Origin of the sequence: Rhizobium sp. CFBP 13644, from assembly GCF_014842165.1 — a bacterium.
Taxonomy (GTDB): Bacteria; Pseudomonadota; Alphaproteobacteria; order Rhizobiales; family Rhizobiaceae; genus Agrobacterium; species Agrobacterium tumefaciens_C.
Window position 1 is genome coordinate 208,285 of sequence record NZ_JACYVF010000003.1, and the last position, 19,230, is coordinate 227,514.

A 19,230-nucleotide genomic window follows, 5' to 3' on the forward strand; every position below is an offset into this window, starting at 1 on the left:
CCCGCAGTTTGACGGCGACGCTTTACAATAGCGCATTATAAATAAGTCAACGCTAAATATGTTATCTGCATCTTTGCGACCCCTCCCCTGACGACATGCAATCAGGCGATGGAATGACGACACGTTTTGTCTCTTCGGCATTGACCGTGGACGAAACGTTTGAGGGCCGCGAGGCGGCGGCTCCCCCGACCATGGGTGACGGTATTACGACGCGCGATGGCGCAGCCGCTGCAACGGGAATTGGCGCGGGCGCTGGCTGGGCTGGCAGTGAAACACGACGGACCATCGGCGGTGCGGCCTGACCCTGTCGGGGTGCCGGCGTCTGCATGCCGGGCTGCATCGGAAATTCACTGGCAGTTAAGGGGTAGATCGGATTTCCCGAACGACCCAGTCCCTCTGGCGGCTTCTGCGCGGTTCCGTAAGGGTTCCAACCTTCAGCATCATAGCTTCCGGTGATCGTGTAATTATACATGACCGATAAGAGATCGCGTGTCGTCACGCCAGACTGGCACAACCGCAGCGTAACATTGATGCGTCCGAGGTTCTTGAAGCCCTGCCGCATATCTTCAGGCGAGCGGATGTGCTGCCAAGCATAGAGACAGGCATCATCCCCCGCACCTCGACCGGAGGCGTAGGAGAAAGCGCCATAGGCGTTCTGAAGATATTCAGCCGAAGGCGCGATCTGTGCGCCCGGAAAGGCCGTGCGGATTTCCCGGGAGATCGAAGACGCACGCAAGCCCCCGCTGGACAGGCCATCCCGGCCCGTATCTTCCGCACGCTGCGGGCCAAAAAGTTCGATCTTCAGGTAATTCTGGCCCGGCGTGCGCGCATCGGACCGCAGAATAACCTCCTGCTGAACCGCATTCGAATAGGTACGGCTGATGACATTGATGACTTCAGGACCACCGGGTGGCGGAAAGATGAGGGCCTCTTCGGGTGGCAGCATCTTTGGCGCGCCTGATGAACGGATGCCGCCGGGGTTATTGCATCCCGAAAGCATCAGCGCGACGCCAGAAAATATGACAAAGGCGGCGAGTTTCCCCACCGCCGCTCCCGCTGCACCCCATATGCAGGCGAAGGTGCGCATAAACCGAATCAACCATGACCAAACCATGTTCATGGAATACGTGAGCATTAAAATTTAGCAATATTAAATCTTACCCATACGGGTCGCCTCTCGCCGCCAGCGCGCACCCAGAAATGTGGAACTCAACCCGCAAAATATAAGTTGGAGTTGGACTGCATTTACAAACCCGCCTAAGAATCCAACTGAAAAGAAGTGAAATGGCAGATCAAACAATGACCGCAACCAACCAGCTTTCAAATGAAGTCAAAAGGTTACGACGTTGGCTCGATGAAAGCGCTTTGCCGATATGGTGGGAGGTCGGGGCGGCCAAACCATCTGGCGGTTTCCATGAACGTATTGGACAAGACGGCACGCCGATGCTGGGTGATGACAGGCGCGCCCGGGTGCAGCCGCGCCAGGCCTATTGCTACGCCGCCGCTGGCCAAAACGGCTGGACCGGGAGCTGGCAAATCGCCGTTGACCAAGGCCTAAGCTGGTTTGACAAGGTTTATCGTCTTGAGAACGGGCTGTATGGCAATCTCGCGGATGCTTCCGGCAAGCTGATCGATCCCACATTTGATTTCTACAATCAGGCCTTCGCGCTCTTTGCAGCCTCGCAGACCGCGATGGCGTTTCCAGACCGACGAGATGCAATGCGCACCCGCGCCTTGGCATTGCTCGATGTCTTGCAAACTGACTACGCCCATCCAGTCGCGGGTTTTGAAGAAGCAAACCCTCCGGTAGAGCCGCTCTGCTCCAACCCACACATGCACTTTTTCGAAGCGATGCTGGCATGGGAACAGGTGGACCCTGATGGACAGTGGCACAAGCTGGCAGATGAGACCGCAAAGCTCGCCATGGAGAAATTCATCGACGCCAAGTCCGGCGGTCTGCGAGAGTTTTTCGATCATGACTGGAACCCCATGCCGGGCGAAAAGGGCCGCATCATGGAGCCCGGCCATCAGTTTGAATGGGCATGGCTACTGACGCGCTGGGGAAGCCTACGAAACCACGATGAAGCCATAGCCAAGGCAAAACGTATGTTCGAGATTGGCGAGACATACGGAATTTGTGCGCGCCGGAAGGTCGCGATCATGAGCCTCTATGATGATTTCACAGTCCAGGACTCCCTTGCGCGTCTGTGGCCACAAACCGAATGGCTGAAGTCCGCTTTGCGACTTGCCTCAATCAGTCACGGCGAAGAACGGCAGCGTTATCTGGCCTCTGCTCTGAAAGCCATTGGAGCCTTGCAGCCATTTCTCGATACGCCGGTGCCCGGCCTATGGTTCGACAAATGGCCCGAAAATGCGCCGATCCTAGATGAGCCAGCGCCGGCCAGCACCTTCTATCACATTGTCTGCGCTATCTATGAGGCAGAGGATATGCTGAAATCGATGGCAAGATAATGGATCATTCGCCACCCTTGGTGATGTCCAAGGGTGGCGAATGCTGCGATCATGCTTCGAGGTAGCGTACTTGCTCCGGCGTCAACTTGATGTCGAGTGCGGAAAGGCTGTCTTCGAGTTCCGCTATCGTGCGCGGCCCGATCAGCGGAATGACCGGGAATGGCTGCACGATGACATAGGCCAAAGCGATATGGATAGGATCACGTCCCAGTTCACGCGCCAGTTCGATCGCCCTATCACGTCGGTCGAAATTGCGATCCGAATACCAGACGCGCACGACCTCCTCATCGTCACGCTTGTCCCGTCCGGCTCTTTCCGTGAAGAAGCCACGGCCCTGGCTTGACCAAGCGAAGTTCGGGATTTGACGCTCACGCTGCCAGTCCTTCCACGCATCGTCAGAGGCAGCCACACAACCGGCCCAAATGGGATCCAGCATTTCCGCAAGCGAGAAATTGTTGGAAAGTGCCGCCGGTGCTGCCTTACCGTTTTTGCGGGCGTAGTCTGCAGCCTCATCCATGCGCTCGCGTGTCCAGTTGGAGCCGCCGAAAATGCTGCGGATGCGACCGCGTTTCACCTCAGCATCCATCGCATCCACAAACTCACCGACAGGCACGTTGGTGTTGTCCCGGTGCATGAAATAGATGTCGACATAATCCGTCTTCAACCGGTCCAGCGATTGATCGAGCTGCTTGGCAATCATGTCAGGGTAGCAAAGCGGCGAGTGCGCGCCCTTGCCGATAACGACGATCTCTTCACGCGGGACGTTACGGCTGGTGTGCCAGTCTCCGAAAATGGCTTCGGTTTTGCCGCCACCATAGACATAGGCCGTATCGAAGAGATTGCCGCCTGCCTCGTAGAATGTGTCGAGCGTCAGTGACGCGGAGGCAAAATTGGGGAAGAATTCGAAACCCAACGCGACAACGGATGCGGGCTTGGCGACGCCTGGGATCGTCCTTTTCGGAACCGAGTTTCCGGCAACAACCGCAGCACCGCTGATGTTGCGCACGCGCTTTGCAGCCGTTTCGACGCCATATTCCAGACCGACAGATTGACGCCATTGATCCATAGCACGCAGGTTGCCGAGGCTGTCTGCCCAGCTCATGCCGGGATAGGTAAATTCCGTGTGACCGGCGCGGATTGCCTCACCTGCTGCATCAACTTCAAAGGAATAGAGCCAGCCGTCTTCCTGCACCTCGACGATTTGCCGCTCCGCAACCTTGATGATCTCGATTTTGCCGACACCGCCTTTGTGGCCTGAGGCAAACCAGAAATTCTCGACCTCGATCCGTCCTTCCGAGCCGATGATGCGCAGAACATTGTCCTGCTGGGCCATGATGGAGCATGAGACTTCGGCGACGATGCCATTTGGAAATTTCAGCACGGCAGACGCCCATTCATCCACGCCGGACTGGCCGAGATGCGCCACGCCGGACACTTTCTCAGGCTCCAGAAACGGCTTGCCTGCAACCGCACCGGCAATGAGGCGCGCCATGGAAACGGGGTAGCCGCCGACATCGAGAATGCCACCGCCAGCCGCATCATTGGCAAACAGGCGGTGCTCCGGCTTGAAGCCGCCCATGTTGAAGCCAAAGCTGGTCCTGATCAGGCGGACCTCACCAATTGTTCCGCTTTTGACGAGTTCGACGAGTTTCGCCGTCTGCGGGTGAAGGCGATACATATAGGCTTCGCCAGCGAACACCCCGGCCTTCCTTGCCTCGTGGAAAACTGCATCGGCATCATACGAAGTCAACGCAATCGGCTTTTCCACCAGCACATGCTTGCCCGCACGCACAGCTTTGATCGCCCATTCGGCGTGGCCCGTGTGGGGCGTTGCGAGATAGACGGCATCCACGTCAGGATCAGCCAGCAGAGCCTCGTAACCGTCGATGATGCGCGCACCGGGAAAACCATCACCAAGTCCCGGCTTGCCGGGATTGCGGCTGGCGATTGCCACGAGCTTGCCCGTTTTAGAGTGCGCGATACCATCGGCAAAAGTGCGCGCGATTGTTCCGGGGCCGATGATGCCCCAACGGATGGGTTGAACGTCAATCATTGCATGTCCTCATATTATTAAATTCGAGATTGCGCTTTCAGCGCAGGCGCTGGCCCTTGCTGTCAAAAAGGAAGGTCTGCTCAGAGATGATCGAGACTGTCAGGTTCTGCGCCGCAGCGATGTGGCGCGTATCGGGGCGCTCGATGATGATGGGCGTGCCGCCTGCAAGGCGGGCATAGATATAGCTGGTGTTGCCCAGATGCTCGGCAACATCGATCTCGACGGTGATATCCGCATCGCCGCGGCCAGCCTCGCCGAAACGCTCCGGTCTCACACCTAGAACGACCTCGCTACCATCAGCGACCCGTGAGGTAAGCGGCAGTGTCAGCTGCACCGATGGATCATCCACGAGACGCAGCATCACATTGCCCGGCCCGTTGCCTATGATGGTGGCGGGCAGAAAATTCATCTTCGGCGAGCCAACGAAACCGGCAACGAAGCGGTTGGCTGGGTCGTCATAGAGATCAAGCGGGGCGCCGACCTGTTCGATGTGACCTGCGCGCAGCACCACGATCTTGTCGGCAAGCGTCATCGCTTCCGTCTGATCGTGGGTCACGTAGATCATGGTCGTGCCGAGTTGTTTGTGCAGTCTGGAAATCTCCACCCGCATCTGCACGCGCAACTCCGCATCAAGGTTGGAAAGCGGCTCATCAAACAGGAAGACACGGGGTTGACGCACGATGGCACGGCCGATGGCCACGCGCTGGCGCTGACCGCCGGAAAGCTGCTTTGGCCGGCGGTGCATCAGTTCGTTGATCTGTAAAATATCGGCAGCGCGGCGCACCCGCTGTTCCGTATCGGCCTTCGGGTTGCCGTTCATGCGAAGGCCGAAGGACAGGTTTTGCTCAACCGTCATGTGCGGATAAAGCGCATAGGACTGAAACACCATGGCAATGCCACGGTCTGTCGGCTCGGCGTCATTGACCACTTTGCCGCCGATGCTGATTTCTCCACCGGAGATATCTTCCAGCCCGGCTATCATGCGAAGCAATGTAGATTTGCCGCAGCCAGATGGCCCGACGAAGACGACAAACTCGCCATCCTTGATGTCCAGATCAGCCCCATGGATGACCTCCAGAGCGCCATAGCGTTTGACGACATTTTTGAGCGAAAGTTCCGCCATTGGGTTTCTCCCGGATTACTTGACGGCGCCGGCAGAGATGCCGGCGATGAAATGGCGCTGCAACAGCACGAAGATGACGAGGATGGGCGCGGTCAGTAGCATGGCGCCCGCCATGATGCCGCCCCAGGAGACTTTGGTAAGCCCGATCAAGGTGCCGAGTGCGACCGGTGCCGTCATCATGCCGGGCTGTGAGTTGACCAGCAGCGGCCAGAGGTAGTTGTTCCAGGAGGCAAGAAAGAGAATGATGGACAATGCCGCCATGGTGGGACGCGCCAGCGGCAAGGCAATGCGCAGGAATATCTGCCATTCCTTGACGCCTTCGACGCGCGCTGCATCGAAAAGCTCGTTCGGCATCATGGAAAAGGATTGCCGCATGAAGAGTACGCCAAGCGAATTGAACAGGGGCGGCACGATGAGCGCGACCCATGTGTTGGCAAGCTTGAATTCCCGAGCCACCATGATGAACTGCGGGATAACCACAACCGCATATGGCAACGTAATCGTTCCCAGGATGATCGCCACCACCACACTACGACCAGCGAAGCGGTACCGCGCCAGAGCCCACCCAGCCATGGATGTCAGCATCACGGACAGGACCGTGTAAATAACGGCCACACCGATGGAGATGAACAGAGCACGCAGGAAATCCGTATCCGCCTGAAGATTTCGGAAATTCTCCATAAAATGCGTCGATGGCAGCAGCACGATCTCGGGGCTGAAAATGCCTTGATCAGGCATGGTCGAAAAGATGAACATAACCCAGATGGGAAACAGCCAGATGATGGCAAGCGGCGTCAAGGCGGCATGAAGCGCGATTTTCTGCCACAGCAGGGACTTGGACTTCGATTTCATTTCGCTTCCCTCCCGATCCACAGGTTGAAAATCGAGATAACGACGGCAAGCGCTGCAATCGTGTAGGCGATGGCCGATGCGTAGCCGAAGTTGAGCGACGTGAAGCCTTGGCGATAAAGGAAAATGCCAAGCGTCTCGGTTGCCCCACCCGGACCGCCTCGGTTGGTAATGAGGAAGGGTTCGGTAAACAGCTGCATGGTTCCGATGACGGACAAAACAACGCAGAACAGGATGATGGGCTTCAGCAGCGGCAGCGTGATATGCAGGAATTGCTGGCGCTTGCTGACATGATCCAACGTTGCCGCCTCATAAACATCGCCCGGAATGGACTGAAGACCGGCCAGAATGATGATGGCGTTGTACCCCGCCCAGCGCCATGTGACGGCAATGATGATGAGCGCCATGGCTGCGGTGGAATTATCGAACCACGCGATAGGGGCGAGCCCCATTGACGTAATGAGCTTGTTGATGATGCCAAAATCCGCGGAAAACATCAGCCTGAACACAGCGGCATAGGCCACCTCACCCACCACAACTGGCGCGAAAAAGGCGAAGCGATAAAGGGGGCGCGCCTTGAGGAGCGGCGAATTCAACAGCACCGCCATGATGGTGGCGAGCGCAATCATGATGGGGACCTGCACGATGAGAATGATCAGCGTATTCTGCAGCGCATTGTAGAATGCGGGATCACCGATCAATCGTCCCCAGTTCATGGACGGCGCGAAACGCCAGGGATTGATGCGCGTATTCTGGAAGGACATCAGGAACGAACTGATGATCGGCCACAGCCAGAATGTCGTGAAAATCAGAAGATACGGTGCCAGAAAGGCATAGGCGACCCTATTGCGCAAAGGCATTTCGACCTCACAAAGCCAGAGGGTTATGGGAGCCGGACGCCCGTGAGATGGGCGCCCGGCAACGGTCGGCTTGGGAGACTATTCGGCAATCGGCACGCCTGTTGCGGATTCGATCTGCTTTGCAGCGTCATCGAGCGCGGTCTTGGCATCAGGGAAACCGCCTGCCAGATATTTGGTCTGCGTTACGCGGTAGATGCCTTCGGCATCAGACTGAAAGGCTGTGCCACGGCTGGGCACGATTTTCGGTAGCGTTGCCAGAATGTCGGCCCAAATCGCCTGCCCACCCCAATAGGGCTGCGCTTCCTTGGCGAAGGCGTCCTTATCCGCCGTGAGCAAAGATGGCACCAGACCAAAGGATTTCAGCATGGTCACCTGACCCTCATTGGTCAAAAGCGCATAGTCGACAAACTTCCATGCCGCTTCCTTGTTTTGGGAGGCGGAACTTATGGCCAGCGAAGAGCCACCAAGATTGGCTGCATGCGGGCCATCTGCGGTGATGCTCGGCATCGTGTAGACGCCCCACTTGCCAGCAAGATCTGGCGAACCGGACCGAATGGTGCCTTCATACCAGCCGCCATACATTTGCGTGGCGACTTTACCAGCGGTGTTGGACTGGATTTTCTCGTCCCAGATAGCGGCCGTAATGATGCCTGCATCTTTCATCTGCTTGAGCTTTTCAAGCGTCGCAACGCAGGCTGGCTGGTTGATGGTTATGCTTTGGCCATCGGTCGAAAAGTAACCGCATCCCTGCTCATTGGAGATCATGCGGAACCATTCGCTATCACCGTTGAAATCGGCCTGCGTCATGACCGTGCCGGGATTGGCTGCCATGATCTTCTTTCCGGCGGCAATAAAGTCATCCCAGGTCTTGATCGTTGCGGGATCAACGCCCGCCTTTTCATAAAAATCGCGACGGTAGAACATGGTGACAGGGCCGCTGTCCCATGGAACGGCATAGGCAACGCCATCGACTTCAAGCTCTGTGCGCTTGAACTCAGGGAAGAGTGCCTGCTTCTCAGGCGTGTAACCAAGCTTGGTTGCGTCCGTGAAGCAATCCGGGAAACGGTTCCAGAAAACCTCGGCTTCATAGTTTTCGACGGTCACGATATCCGGCAAGCCCTGCCCACCAGCCGCGCAGGCCGCCAGCGCCTTGTCATAAACCTGATTGTTGCCCAGATCCTGAACATCCACCTTGATATCGGGGTACTTCTTGTTGAAGCCCTCCAGCGTTGACTTCAAAGCAGACGCGGCGACGTTCCAGCTCCAGACGGTAACAGTGGTGGATTGCGCGGCAGCCGGTGCAGCAGCCATGAGTGCCAGCGAGACAGACGCGCCGATAAATTTGAAATTCATTGAAAACCTCCCTTTTCAATTGCCGTCCTCCAACGACACGGGCAGATTAGCCGGACTTGAAATTCTGTCTCGTAAATTGGGAACATCGATTTGGCGGAAAGTAAGGTCGAGGGGAGAGCGATTTATCAGCCGGGTGCCAGCAGCATTGAGGGCGCACCCAACCGTTTGGAGTTTTTCCGGGCTCATCCATCCATTATGCTGATGCCGCACTGGCATGCCCAGATTGAAGTGAACTACATCACTTCGGGCAGTGTCCATTACCGAATGGGGGACCATGCCTTGCAGCTGGACGCCGGGCAGATATGCCTTTTCTGGGGTGGTCAGGCGCACAGGATGGACTGGTCATCAGACGATTCCTTTTACGCAGGCGCTCATCTGCCACTGGTTCATTTCTTTCGGATGCGTCTGCCGGTGGCCGTCTCAGCCAAGCTGATTGGCGGGGCTACGATGGTAACCTCTGTCACCGATCCGTCCGACGAGGAAAACTTTTCTCGGTGGTTTCGCTATGCGAAATCCGGTGATCCGCTGAAGGCTGAGAATGCGGTGGAAGAGTTGCTGCTGCGGGTGGAGCGCATGTTTCTGGAGCCCTACACCGTCATATCGCCTCAGTCTCGCGACGTGAAATCCGGCGATGCCGAAAGCACTAGCTCGGCCAGCGTCGTGCGGATGTGCGACTTCATCGCCGCAAATTTTCTAGAGGATATTGATGCGACAGACATTGCCCGCTCTGCCAGCCTTCACCCCAAATACGCCATGAACCTGTTTAGAAAATCCACAGGCATGACCTTGATCAAGTATCTCACGCTGCTGCGCCTTTCCCGCGCACAGGCTATGCTCATCAAGGACAACGACAATATCCTGCAGGTGGCGATGGAGAGCGGTTTCGGATCCGTCAGCGCCTTCAACAAAGCATTTCGACAGGTGGCGGGCATGTCGCCATCGGATTTTCGTCGCGATATGCGTTTCAACAACACGTTGTGATCGCCAATCCGGTTTCCCGCTGCAAAAACTCGCACGCAATTCTTACGAAAATTTAACTGTTGCTCCAGCCGGAAAGATGGCTATTTTCCGTGCTGCGTTGCAGCATAGCCTCTCCTTTACGCAACGCGGCTACATTATAGGCCGGTCACTCCGCTGGACCCCGGTTCCATTCAATGTCCATTCTAGGGAGATTATAATGACAATATCTGTTTCTCAGCCCCATTCCGGTGATCGCACGGATGCGCCCTTCGCAGCCAAGATTTCCGCAGCCAGAGGCGAGTGTGGTTACACAGTCGAACAACTGGCCATTACGTGCGGATTGACGACTGAAGAAATCGTCGCACTGGAAGACGGCTCCGATATCAATCCTTCCCACATTCAGCGTGTGGCAGCGGCGTTGCAAATCCCGCTTGCCCAAGCCGTCTAAGGGTTTCCCGCCCTTTTTATAGAAGGGCAACGCCCTGCCCGTCGCGCATGAGCTTTAAATCTTTGCAGGACGGGCTGGGATAACCGCTTATCTAACTAGCGATTTTCTGGACACCTATTACAAATAGGGTTTCTCCTTACCACATGCAGGGCTATTATCCGGCGCATAATCAATGATGCGCGCATACGAGTAGCCATGACTGTGAGATATGAATGACAGACGCAAACGCCGCTGACCTGTCTCTATTCGGCGCATCCAAAACCCTCTGGCCGTCAAAGCGATCTGCGATCCTCGACTGGCTGATGCTGGAAACCAGCGATCAACGTTTCATCGACAATCTTCTGGTGCAACTATGCGAGCGTTTGAATGAAGCCGGCATATCGGTAGCACGCGGCACGATCAATTTTCTCGTTGACCATCCGCAATGGAGCGGCGCACGCATGTTGTGGACAACAGGGCTGAAAGACGCCGAGTTCACGACTTACGCCTACGGCATGGAAAAAAGCGCCGAGTATCTGAACAGTCCCGTCTATGCGATCCAGTCCGGCACAGAAGAAATACGCCATCGCCTAGATACGGCAGCGGTCGCCGGAGAACCCGGAATCTATGCCGAACTTCGCGCTCAGGGCCTGACAGAATATTGCGCCTGGCCGCTGAAGCACACCCTGAACAAACGACATGTCTTGACGTTTTGCAGCGATGTTCCGGGTGGCTTTACGGACGCGGAAATTGAACTCTTGCGAACACTCGTGCCAGCTTTTTCACTGGTTTCGGAAATACGTCTCAAAAATCGCATCGCACGCACACTTCTGGAAACCTATGTAGGACCACATGCCGGTCAGGCCATTCTCGATGGCGCGACGCGGCGCGGGAGTGGCATCACCGTCAGTGCTGCAATCCTCATTTGTGACCTGCGCGATTTCACCCAGATTTCCGACATGTGGCCGCGAGACGACGTTATCGAATTGCTGAATGCCTTCTTCGACGCCATGTCGGACCCCATTGAGGAATTTGGTGGAGAGATTCTGAAATTCATGGGCGATGGGCTGCTGGCGATTTTCCCCCTCAGCGACGCCGACGCCTGCGCGAACATCATCACCGCAATTGAAAAGGCACAAGTTCAGCTGAAGGCGCTGAACGTGACCATTCGTGAGAGCGGGCGCGAACCGCTGGGATATGGCATCGGCGTGCATGTAGGGGATGTCATGTATGGAAATATCGGCTCAAAGAGCAGACTTGATTTCACAGTCATCGGCCCGGCGGTCAATATTGCATCCCGGCTGGAAACGCTGACCAAAACACTCAAGCGCCCGGTGCTGATGTCTGAAGACTTCATTGAACTGGCGGGCGATATCAGAGCGTTTGAAGGATTGGGCGAACACAAGCTTCGCGGCCTCGATACATCCTTCAACGTTTATGCCTTGCCCGACCCGGAAATCGTCGCAGAGGCCGTGATTGAGAATTAACATCGACCGCCATTTCCTTTAGACGACTGCCAGAACGCGTTAGCAATCGACAGGACACGGCCCGGTGACGGAAGAAGCAGACAGACCGACTGCTCCCACTGCAAGAATGCTGACATGGGTGCGCAACTCCACGATTTACCGGCTGGAGCGGCGCATGATGACCGAGCGGCAGCTGTTTGATGCCATCACTCGCAAAGCAAAACAGAAATTCGAAGATATCAGTCCCGAACAGATCGAAGCGCTGGGCCACGCGGCCGTAAAATTCGCCTATGACATCAAAGCGCTGGATGACGTTGCCTATGCCGAAATCGCGACACGCTCAGCCATACGCGGGGGAAAATCCCGCAGGGCTATAGCCCAGAAACTCAAGATGAAAGGTGTTGCGCCTGATATAACCGAGCAGGCCCTCGTTGACACCGACGATCTCTATTCAGCCGTCATCATGGCACGCAAGCGCCGCTTCGGCCCCTTCCGCCGTGAGGAAGCCGATCAAAAAAGGATGAACAAGGAAATCTCGGCATTTGCCCGAAACGGTTACAGCTTTGAAATCGCAAGTCGGGTTTACAGAATGAGTGCGGATGAAGCCGAAGCCATCCTCGATGGGCAACAGGCCCTTTAATGTTTACTGCGGAGCGGGCACTGTTTTCATGTAGGCGATCAGATCGTTGATCTCATCCTCGCTCCAAAGCCCAAAGAACCGCATGGACGTGCCCGGCACGAGTTTCTTTGGGCTATAGAGAAATGCCCGTAGATTATCCTCCGTCCAGACCATTCCTTTCGCCCCGGCATCCTTCATCGCGGCAGAGTAGTTGTAGTCCGCCACTGAACCGGCCGGTCGTCCCACGACGCCCATCAGATGAGGACCCATGCGTGTGCGTGGGTTGTCGATAATGTGGCAGGCGGAACACTTGCTGAATGACCGCTCACCTCTGGCGGGATCACCTTCCGCATATGCAATGGTGACGGACAATAAAACCAAAACACCAGACAGGCATGCGCGTATCATCACCATCTAACCACAACTCCGCTTTTGAAACCAAAACGCCCTTTTCATCATACGATGAAAAGGGCGCGATGTTGTATGCGTCAGATTGACTTTATAAGGATCAACCGTTGATCGGCGTCAGCGTGACCGATGTGCCGGTCGCCGCAAGATTGAGGCCGACCTGACCAGTTACGCTGATGGTCTGGAGCTGGATGGAACCAGCTGTGCCGCCAACCAGAACGTTGGCACCAACGCCGAGACCAAGCGTGGCTTCAGCTGTGGCGCCCTGATAGAGACCGCCGAGCGAGCCGCGATGATATCCAGCTGTCGGAGCGAAGACGGCCCATACGAGTTTACCCTGGGTCGTGAAACCTAGATCGACGCCCATTTTGCGAATGGCACCGCTGTAGTGGTCAGTGCGACGAGCACCCATGGTCGACTGGAACGTGCAATCGAGTTCCTTGGACGAACCGATGACATAGCCAACGCCGCCGCCCACTTCGCAGGTCAGATAGCCGATTTTGACGCCGTTACGGTCATCCTGATCCTGCACAACAGGTGCAGAATAGGTCATATCGGCAGCGATTGCGCTTGCAGTTCCACCGAGGCCCAGTGTCATTGCGGCGAAAGTTACGGCTAAAGCCTTTTTCATTCTTTTTTTCTCCTGTTTGATCTTCTTATGTCCGCAGCAGCCCCGCGTACCCAATTCGGATCATGAATGGCAACGTCATAACGTTTGTTCCGCAAAAACGATCCATTTAAGGCATCAATCGCGTCTCACGGTGCCAGAGATAGTCTCGATAGTTATATAAGATGCTTTCTCAGTCCCGCTTGTAGTCATCCTGCAAACGGATGATGTCATCGTCTCCAAAATAGGACCCAGTCTGGATCTCGATGATCTCCAGAGGAATTTTCCCATCATTGGCCAAACGGTGTTGCGCGCCAATCGGAATGTAGATGGACTGGTTCTCCGTCAACAGTTGGGTGGTGTCTCCAAGCGTTACCGTCGCCGTGCCACGGACAATGATCCAGTGTTCCGACCGGTGATAATGCTGCTGCAGTGAAATCTTATGGCCAGGCTCCACCTTGAGATGACTGACGCGGTAACGCGCACCAGAATCGGTCTGCTCGATGTGCCCCCATGGACGATAGGCGCGCCGGTGTATTTCGGTCTTGCGAGCGTGGTCGCTCTCTTTCAACGTCTCGACAAGACCCTTGACGCTTTGCACCCTGTCCTTCGGCATGACCAGAACAGCGTCTTTGGTGGCCACGACCATTAGATCCTTTGCGCCGACCACCGTCGTCAGAAGGCTGTTGGAGTGAATGAGGCAGCCCTCGGAATCAATGAATATGCCCTGACCTTCAACCGCATTGCCATTTTCCTGCTTGTCAGCGATTTCCCAAATCGCATCCCAGCTGCCGATATCCGACCAACGAAAATGACCGCGCACGACGGCCATCCGCTTCGTGTTTTCAATCACAGCATAATCAATGGAGTTCTTAGGCGAGGCTTCGAAGCTCTCCTTATCCAGCCTGACGAAACCAAGGTCGCTTTTGAAAGACTCCACCGAGCGCGTCACCGCCTCCAGAATTTCGGGAGCATGGGCGGCAAGCTCCGCAATCATCACATCTGATCTGAACAGGAAGTTACCAGAATTCCAGAGATAGCCCTTCTCGACATAGAAAATTGCGGTTTCCTCGTCGGGCTTTTCAACGAAGGCCTCAACCATGCACAGATCTTCATTGCCACCGATCGGCTGGCCGGGATTGATGTAGCCATAGGACGTGCGAGGCTCTGTTGGCGTGAGGCCGAAAACGACGATGTTGCCCTGTTCCGCCGCCTCAGCACCGAGCTTGACGGCGTCCGTGAACTTATCATTGTCGAGAACAACGTGATCAGCAGCCAATGCGAGAACAAGGGAGCCCGGCTCGCGTTTTTCGGCAAGCACTGCGGCCGCCGCCATGGCGGCGGCACTGTCACGGCGGGCAGGTTCCAGGACAACGGTCGCGGGAATATTCACCTCTTCTGCCTGCCGGAGTGCAAAGAAGCGGAAATCTTCGTTGGTGATGACGTATGGCTCGTCATAAACCGTCTCGTCGCTGACGCGCATCAGCGTCTGTTGGTAGGTCGAGAATTCGCCAACCAATGGCTGAAACTGTTTTGGCAACTGGTCCCGCGAAACCGGCCACAAACGCGATCCAGCCCCGCCTGCCAGAAGTACGGGGATAATTCTTCTGTTTTGTGCGCTCACGTCATGCCCTTTCAAATTCCAATGCTTTATCTCGTAACGGCCATAAGCAAAACATGTGTGGGCGCCATTGCCAAGGTCGCATTCTCACAACCATGTCCTGCATCGCTTCTGCCGTTTGCACCAAGCCGTCTGATGACGAACGACGACAACCCGCTGTGGTTCCGATCAATCCGGAACGGCTAATCGATTGAAGTGTTCGACGCCCGTATGAATCTGTCGTTTTACAACATTGAATCCCGGTTCAAGGCTTGGCACTCACTTCGATATTACCATAACTACGTCCAGAATTTTAAAATCAACGAATTAGGGTGGGGACATGCCAGACAAAACCAACTCCGCGACGGGCAAAACATCTGTGACAGATCAGGAGGCTCTGGACTTCCACTCGCAGGGCAGACCGGGAAAGCTGGAGATAACGCCTACCAAACCGATGGCGACCCAGCGCGACCTTTCGCTCGCCTATTCTCCGGGCGTCGCGGTTCCCGTCAAGGCAATCGCTGAAAACCCCGATCTGGCCTATGATTACACCACACGTGGAAACATGGTCGCCGTTATTTCCAACGGAACCGCGATTTTGGGTCTCGGCAACCTGGGCGCGCTCGCCTCAAAGCCCGTGATGGAAGGCAAGTCGGTTCTGTTCAAGCGCTTCGCAGATGTCGATTCTATCGATCTCGAGGTCGATACAGAAAATGCCGATGAATTCATCAACTGCGTGCGCTATCTGGGCCCGTCATTCGGCGGCATCAATCTGGAAGATATCAAGGCGCCGGAATGTTTCATCATTGAAAGCCGCCTGCGCGAAATCATGGATATTCCCGTTTTCCATGATGACCAGCATGGTACGGCCATCATTGCAGCCGCCGGCCTTATCAACGCAATCGAACTGACGGGCCGCGATTTCAAGACCACGAAACTCGTCTGCAATGGCGCAGGCGCTGCGGCCATCGCCTGCATGGACCTGATCAAGGCCATGGGTTTCAACCCTGCCAATATCACGCTCTGTGATACGAAGGGCGTGATCTATCAGGGTCGCACCGAGGGTATGAACCAGTGGAAATCCGCCCACGCCGCAAAAACCGATAGCCGCACGCTGGCTGAGGCCATGAAAGGCGCGGATGTCGTATTCGGTCTTTCCCAGAAGGGCGCCTTCAGCGAAGACATGATCCGGTCCATGGCTCCCAGGCCCATCATTTTTGCCATGGCCAATCCTGACCCGGAAATTACGCCGGAAGAGGTGGCGCGGATCCGCGATGACGCGATCATGGCGACAGGGCGCTCCGACTATCCCAATCAGGTCAACAACGTTCTTGGCTTCCCCTATATCTTCCGCGGCGCGCTGGACGTGCGCGCCAGCCAGATCAACGATGCCATGAAGATCGCAGCCGCCAAGGCGCTGGCAGACCTTGCCCGCGAAGATGTGCCTGATGATGTGGCGGCAGCGTATCAGGGTGTGCGCCCGCGCTTCGGGGCCCAATACATCATTCCTGTTCCATTCGACCCGCGCCTGATCTCGGCAATTCCTGTTGCCGTGGCGCGTGCCGCCATGGAAACGGGCGTGGCCCGCAAGGGAATACCCGATCTTGACGCCTATGCTCGTGAGCTTTCCGCTCGCCGCGATCCCATGGCGTCGACAACCCAGCGGCTTTATGAACGTGTCCGCCGGTCGCCCAAGCGAGTCGTGTTTGCAGAGGCGGAAGAAGAGCAGGTCATGCGTGCGGCCATCTCCTTTACGGCGCAGGGTCTTGGCACGGCAATCCTGCTTGGCCGAGATGATATCATACGGGCAAACGCCGAACGTGCGGGCATCGATCTCGACCGGCCGACGATCCAGATCACCAATGCCCGGCTTTCCGAGCGGGTCGATGTGTACATTGATTACCTCTACGCACGTCTGCAGCGCCAGGGCTATCTGCTGCGCGACGTCCAGCGCCTCGTTCACAATGACCGCAACCATTTCGCGGCCTGCATGGTGGCGATGGGCGACGCAGATGCCATGGTAACCGGCACGACGCGCAACTACTCCACCGCGCTTGAAGATGTGCGCCGTTGCATCAATACGAAGCCCGGCCACCGCGTGATCGGGGTTTCGCTGGTCGTTTCGCGAAATCGCACCGTCTTTGTCGCGGATACCGCCGTTCACGACATGCCGTCAGCGGAAGACCTGGCCGATATCGCCGTAGAGGCCGCTGGCCTTGCCCGCCGTTTCGGTTACGAGCCGCGTGTCGCCATGCTGGCCTATTCCACCTTCGGACATCCGCTCGGTGAGCGCTCCGAGAAGGTTCGTGAAGCTGTGCGGATTCTCGACAAGCGCAACGTCAATTTCGAAGTCGATGGCGAGATGGCCGCGGACGTGGCCCTGAATTACCAGAAAATGCAGAGCCAGTACCCATTCTCCGGCCTTTCGGGCCCTGCCAATGTGCTCGTGATGCCAGCAATTCACTCGGCCTCCATATCGACCAAGATGTTGCAGGAACTGGGCGGCGCAACGGTTATCGGCCCTCTTCTCGTCGGGCTGGACAAATCCGTGCAGATCACGGCGATGGGCGCAAAGGACAGCGACATTGTCAACATGGCTGCCATCGCGGCCTATAATGCCGGCTGATTAACATGGCGCCCCTTGACTGGGGCGCCGATCTTGCACTTAGTCTGCGCCAAGAGGCAAATAACATTTAGGAGCGGCCAGACTCCATGGTTACGCCACATAGTTCGGATTTGACACCGCCATCAGCACATTGAAGTGGATTTGACGCTTAGCGGCACGACGGACGAGGCATGCACATATCTAGTAAGCAAACTAACTCAGGCGCGACCGTGAAAATGGACGGGGCAATGAAACGCCTATCCAATTACCTCTCAAAAACGCCAAACGCTGTCGTTGCACTTTTCGGGGCGTATTTTCTCCTTCAGATCGTCGTCCGTTACTTCACACCACCGACGTTGCGGGTCGACGAAGCCCAGCAGGTGCTTTTTGCACAATGGCTTGCGCTCGGCTACGATGCCCAGCCGCCCCTCTACAACTGGTATCAACAGGCAATCTTCGCGTTATTCGGCACATCGATGGTGACAATTGCGTTCGCGAAAAACCTCATCCTGTTTCTGACCTTTGCCGTCTACATAAAAACAGCCGAACTGGTGCTGGAAAACAAGCGGTTTGTCGCCGTATCGGCTTTCGCACTTTTTATAATTCCGCAAGTGTTCTGGCAGGCGCAGCGCGATCTGACCCACACTGCAATGCTGATGCTCACGTTTGCGTTGCTGATATATGGCAGCATAAGGCTTATAAAGCGCCCAAGCACGGTCGGCTATGTTCTTATAGGAGTGATCGCGGGTCTCGGAATGCTCTCCAAATACAACTTTGCGTTAGCTTTACCGGCCGTCCTGGTGGCGGTGTGGTTTCATCCTCAGGGCCGAGAGCGGCTACTCGACAAGCGTTTTGCGCTCACAATTCTCGCAAGTTTGGTTGTGTTCCTGCCCCATCTTTTATGGCTTACGGATAATCTAATTTTCGCTTCAGAGGTTACACTGGAGCGGATGGCAGAGGGAGCGCCCGAGAGCCGCTTTTTGCAAATCGCTCATGGGCTTGGACGTTTCATTTCAGGTTCACTGATAATTATCGCCTTGCCAGCCCTACTGCTATTCCTTGCGACGATCGCAGAAAACAAGATATCACATAGGTCACAAAGCGTCTGGTTTCGCTTCTTCCTCAACTATTTCATCGCCATGGTATCCTTGATGGCCATCGTTATCTTGATGACGACAATGACCGAATTACGGGACAGATGGCTACTCCCTCTTCTGATGCCCGCACCCATTCTGGCTGCGCTTTATCTCGAACGTTCCATTGCTGACTCAGAGCGTTTCATCGCCAAGTTCTTGCCCATTCCTCTTGTAGCCTTGGTGGTTGTCCCACTCGTTCTCGTCCTGTCCCATCCGCTATTCGCGGCACTTGGGCGCGCATCCAATTCGAATTACAACTGGGCGCAATTCAAGAGTCAGGTCATCGACGCGGGGAATTTATCTCCCTCTGTCATTGTTACCCCTAACTGGCCTACCGGTGGGAATGTCCGCTTTAATTTCAGCACCGTTCCGGTCGCATCAACAACCTACGACGACTACGATCCTGCCTTCACTCTTTCTGAGCACCACCCTGCGCTTCTGGTGTGGACAGGGGACGAAAACAAACTGCCTCTACTTTTGAAGTGGCTCGAGGAGCAGCTAAACGCCAAGTTCAGGAATGTGCCAATTTCGATTGCTGATGTGCAATTGTACTACCCTGTAGAGAACAAGGTAATGCGGGTCTACTACGCCGTGGTTCGGCCTTCTGATATCGAGCGATAGGCAAACTCTCACAGCATTAGCTTGTTGCTCTGTCGACAGTTTGCATTTAACTTGATATCTCATCCTATCAA

General features: G+C 55.8%; 16 protein-coding genes. 7 read left to right on the forward strand and 9 right to left on the reverse strand.

Translation table 11 applies throughout. The annotated features are described in order from the left end of the window. Positions 1–61 precede the first annotated feature (61 nt). Positions 62–946 carry a cellulose biosynthesis protein BcsN gene (bcsN, locus tag IFT53_RS10460; RefSeq protein WP_192064980.1) on the reverse strand — a complete coding sequence of 295 codons (885 nt, stop codon included), beginning with the start codon at positions 944–946 and terminating at the stop codon, positions 62–64. A 338-nt stretch (positions 947–1,284) separates the two neighbouring features. Between bcsN and IFT53_RS10465 the strand changes: the two genes are divergently transcribed. Beyond that, complete coding sequence (locus tag IFT53_RS10465; protein WP_274604077.1) at positions 1,285–2,472, forward strand: AGE family epimerase/isomerase; 1,188 nt, start codon at positions 1,285–1,287, stop codon at positions 2,470–2,472. Positions 2,473–2,521: 49 nt separating this feature from the next. Here the strand turns inward: IFT53_RS10465 and IFT53_RS10470 are convergent, their stop codons facing one another. The 5 genes from IFT53_RS10470 to IFT53_RS10490 all read right to left on the reverse strand — a co-directional run bounded on the left by IFT53_RS10470 (position 2,522) and on the right by IFT53_RS10490 (position 8,710). Continuing rightward, positions 2,522–4,525, reverse strand: a complete 2,004-nt coding sequence (locus IFT53_RS10470) for an aldo/keto reductase (protein WP_192064653.1) — start codon at positions 4,523–4,525, stop codon at positions 2,522–2,524. A 37-nt stretch (positions 4,526–4,562) separates the two neighbouring features. Next, on the reverse strand, positions 4,563–5,648 hold the full coding sequence (locus IFT53_RS10475; protein ID WP_192064654.1) for an ABC transporter ATP-binding protein: 1,086 nt from the start codon (positions 5,646–5,648) through the stop codon (positions 4,563–4,565). A 15-nt stretch (positions 5,649–5,663) separates the two neighbouring features. Continuing rightward, positions 5,664–6,500, reverse strand: coding sequence for a carbohydrate ABC transporter permease (locus IFT53_RS10480; RefSeq protein WP_192064655.1), 837 nt, complete (start codon positions 6,498–6,500; stop codon positions 5,664–5,666). After that, entirely contained in the window at positions 6,497–7,357 is an 861-nt protein-coding gene (locus tag IFT53_RS10485; protein ID WP_192064656.1) for a carbohydrate ABC transporter permease, read from the reverse strand. The genes IFT53_RS10480 and IFT53_RS10485 overlap by 4 nt, the downstream gene beginning before the upstream one ends. Before the next feature lie 78 nt (positions 7,358–7,435). After that, complete coding sequence (locus tag IFT53_RS10490; protein WP_192064657.1) at positions 7,436–8,710, reverse strand: ABC transporter substrate-binding protein; 1,275 nt, start codon at positions 8,708–8,710, stop codon at positions 7,436–7,438. Between the two features lie 90 nt (positions 8,711–8,800). On the opposite strand from IFT53_RS10490, the gene IFT53_RS10495 reads away from it, so the two are divergent. From IFT53_RS10495 to recX, 4 genes are all read left to right on the forward strand, one after another. Beyond that, a complete protein-coding gene (locus tag IFT53_RS10495) occupies positions 8,801–9,691 on the forward strand; it encodes a helix-turn-helix domain-containing protein (protein WP_192064658.1) in 891 nt (296 codons plus the stop codon). 196 nt (positions 9,692–9,887) lie between these two features. Beyond that, the gene (locus IFT53_RS10500; protein ID WP_042616480.1) at positions 9,888–10,118 is read left to right on the forward strand and encodes a helix-turn-helix domain-containing protein; all 231 of its coding nucleotides are present in this window, start codon (positions 9,888–9,890) and stop codon (positions 10,116–10,118) included. 212 nt (positions 10,119–10,330) lie between these two features. Further along, entirely contained in the window at positions 10,331–11,584 is a 1,254-nt protein-coding gene (locus IFT53_RS10505) for an adenylate/guanylate cyclase domain-containing protein (protein WP_192064659.1), read from the forward strand. 64 nt (positions 11,585–11,648) lie between these two features. Then, positions 11,649–12,203: a recombination regulator RecX gene (gene recX / locus IFT53_RS10510; protein WP_192064660.1), complete on the forward strand. Its 555-nt coding sequence runs from the start codon at positions 11,649–11,651 to the stop codon at positions 12,201–12,203. Between the two features lie 3 nt (positions 12,204–12,206). On the opposite strand, the gene IFT53_RS10515 is transcribed toward recX, so the two are convergent. The 3 genes from IFT53_RS10515 to IFT53_RS10525 form a co-directional block, all read right to left on the reverse strand. Continuing rightward, entirely contained in the window at positions 12,207–12,590 is a 384-nt protein-coding gene (locus IFT53_RS10515; RefSeq protein ID WP_244656307.1) for a c-type cytochrome, read from the reverse strand. Positions 12,591–12,690: 100 nt separating this feature from the next. Next, on the reverse strand, positions 12,691–13,221 hold the full coding sequence (locus IFT53_RS10520; RefSeq protein WP_042616483.1) for a DUF992 domain-containing protein: 531 nt from the start codon (positions 13,219–13,221) through the stop codon (positions 12,691–12,693). A 169-nt stretch (positions 13,222–13,390) separates the two neighbouring features. Beyond that, entirely contained in the window at positions 13,391–14,821 is a 1,431-nt protein-coding gene (locus tag IFT53_RS10525) for a mannose-1-phosphate guanylyltransferase/mannose-6-phosphate isomerase (RefSeq protein ID WP_192064662.1), read from the reverse strand. 316 nt (positions 14,822–15,137) lie between these two features. On the opposite strand from IFT53_RS10525, the gene IFT53_RS10530 reads away from it, so the two are divergent. Both IFT53_RS10530 and IFT53_RS10535 read left to right on the forward strand, forming a co-directional pair. Further along, entirely contained in the window at positions 15,138–17,423 is a 2,286-nt protein-coding gene (locus IFT53_RS10530; protein ID WP_192064663.1) for an NADP-dependent malic enzyme, read from the forward strand. A 227-nt stretch (positions 17,424–17,650) separates the two neighbouring features. Continuing rightward, positions 17,651–19,159, forward strand: a complete 1,509-nt coding sequence (locus IFT53_RS10535; protein ID WP_192064664.1) for a glycosyltransferase family 39 protein — start codon at positions 17,651–17,653, stop codon at positions 19,157–19,159. Positions 19,160–19,230 lie beyond the last annotated feature (71 nt).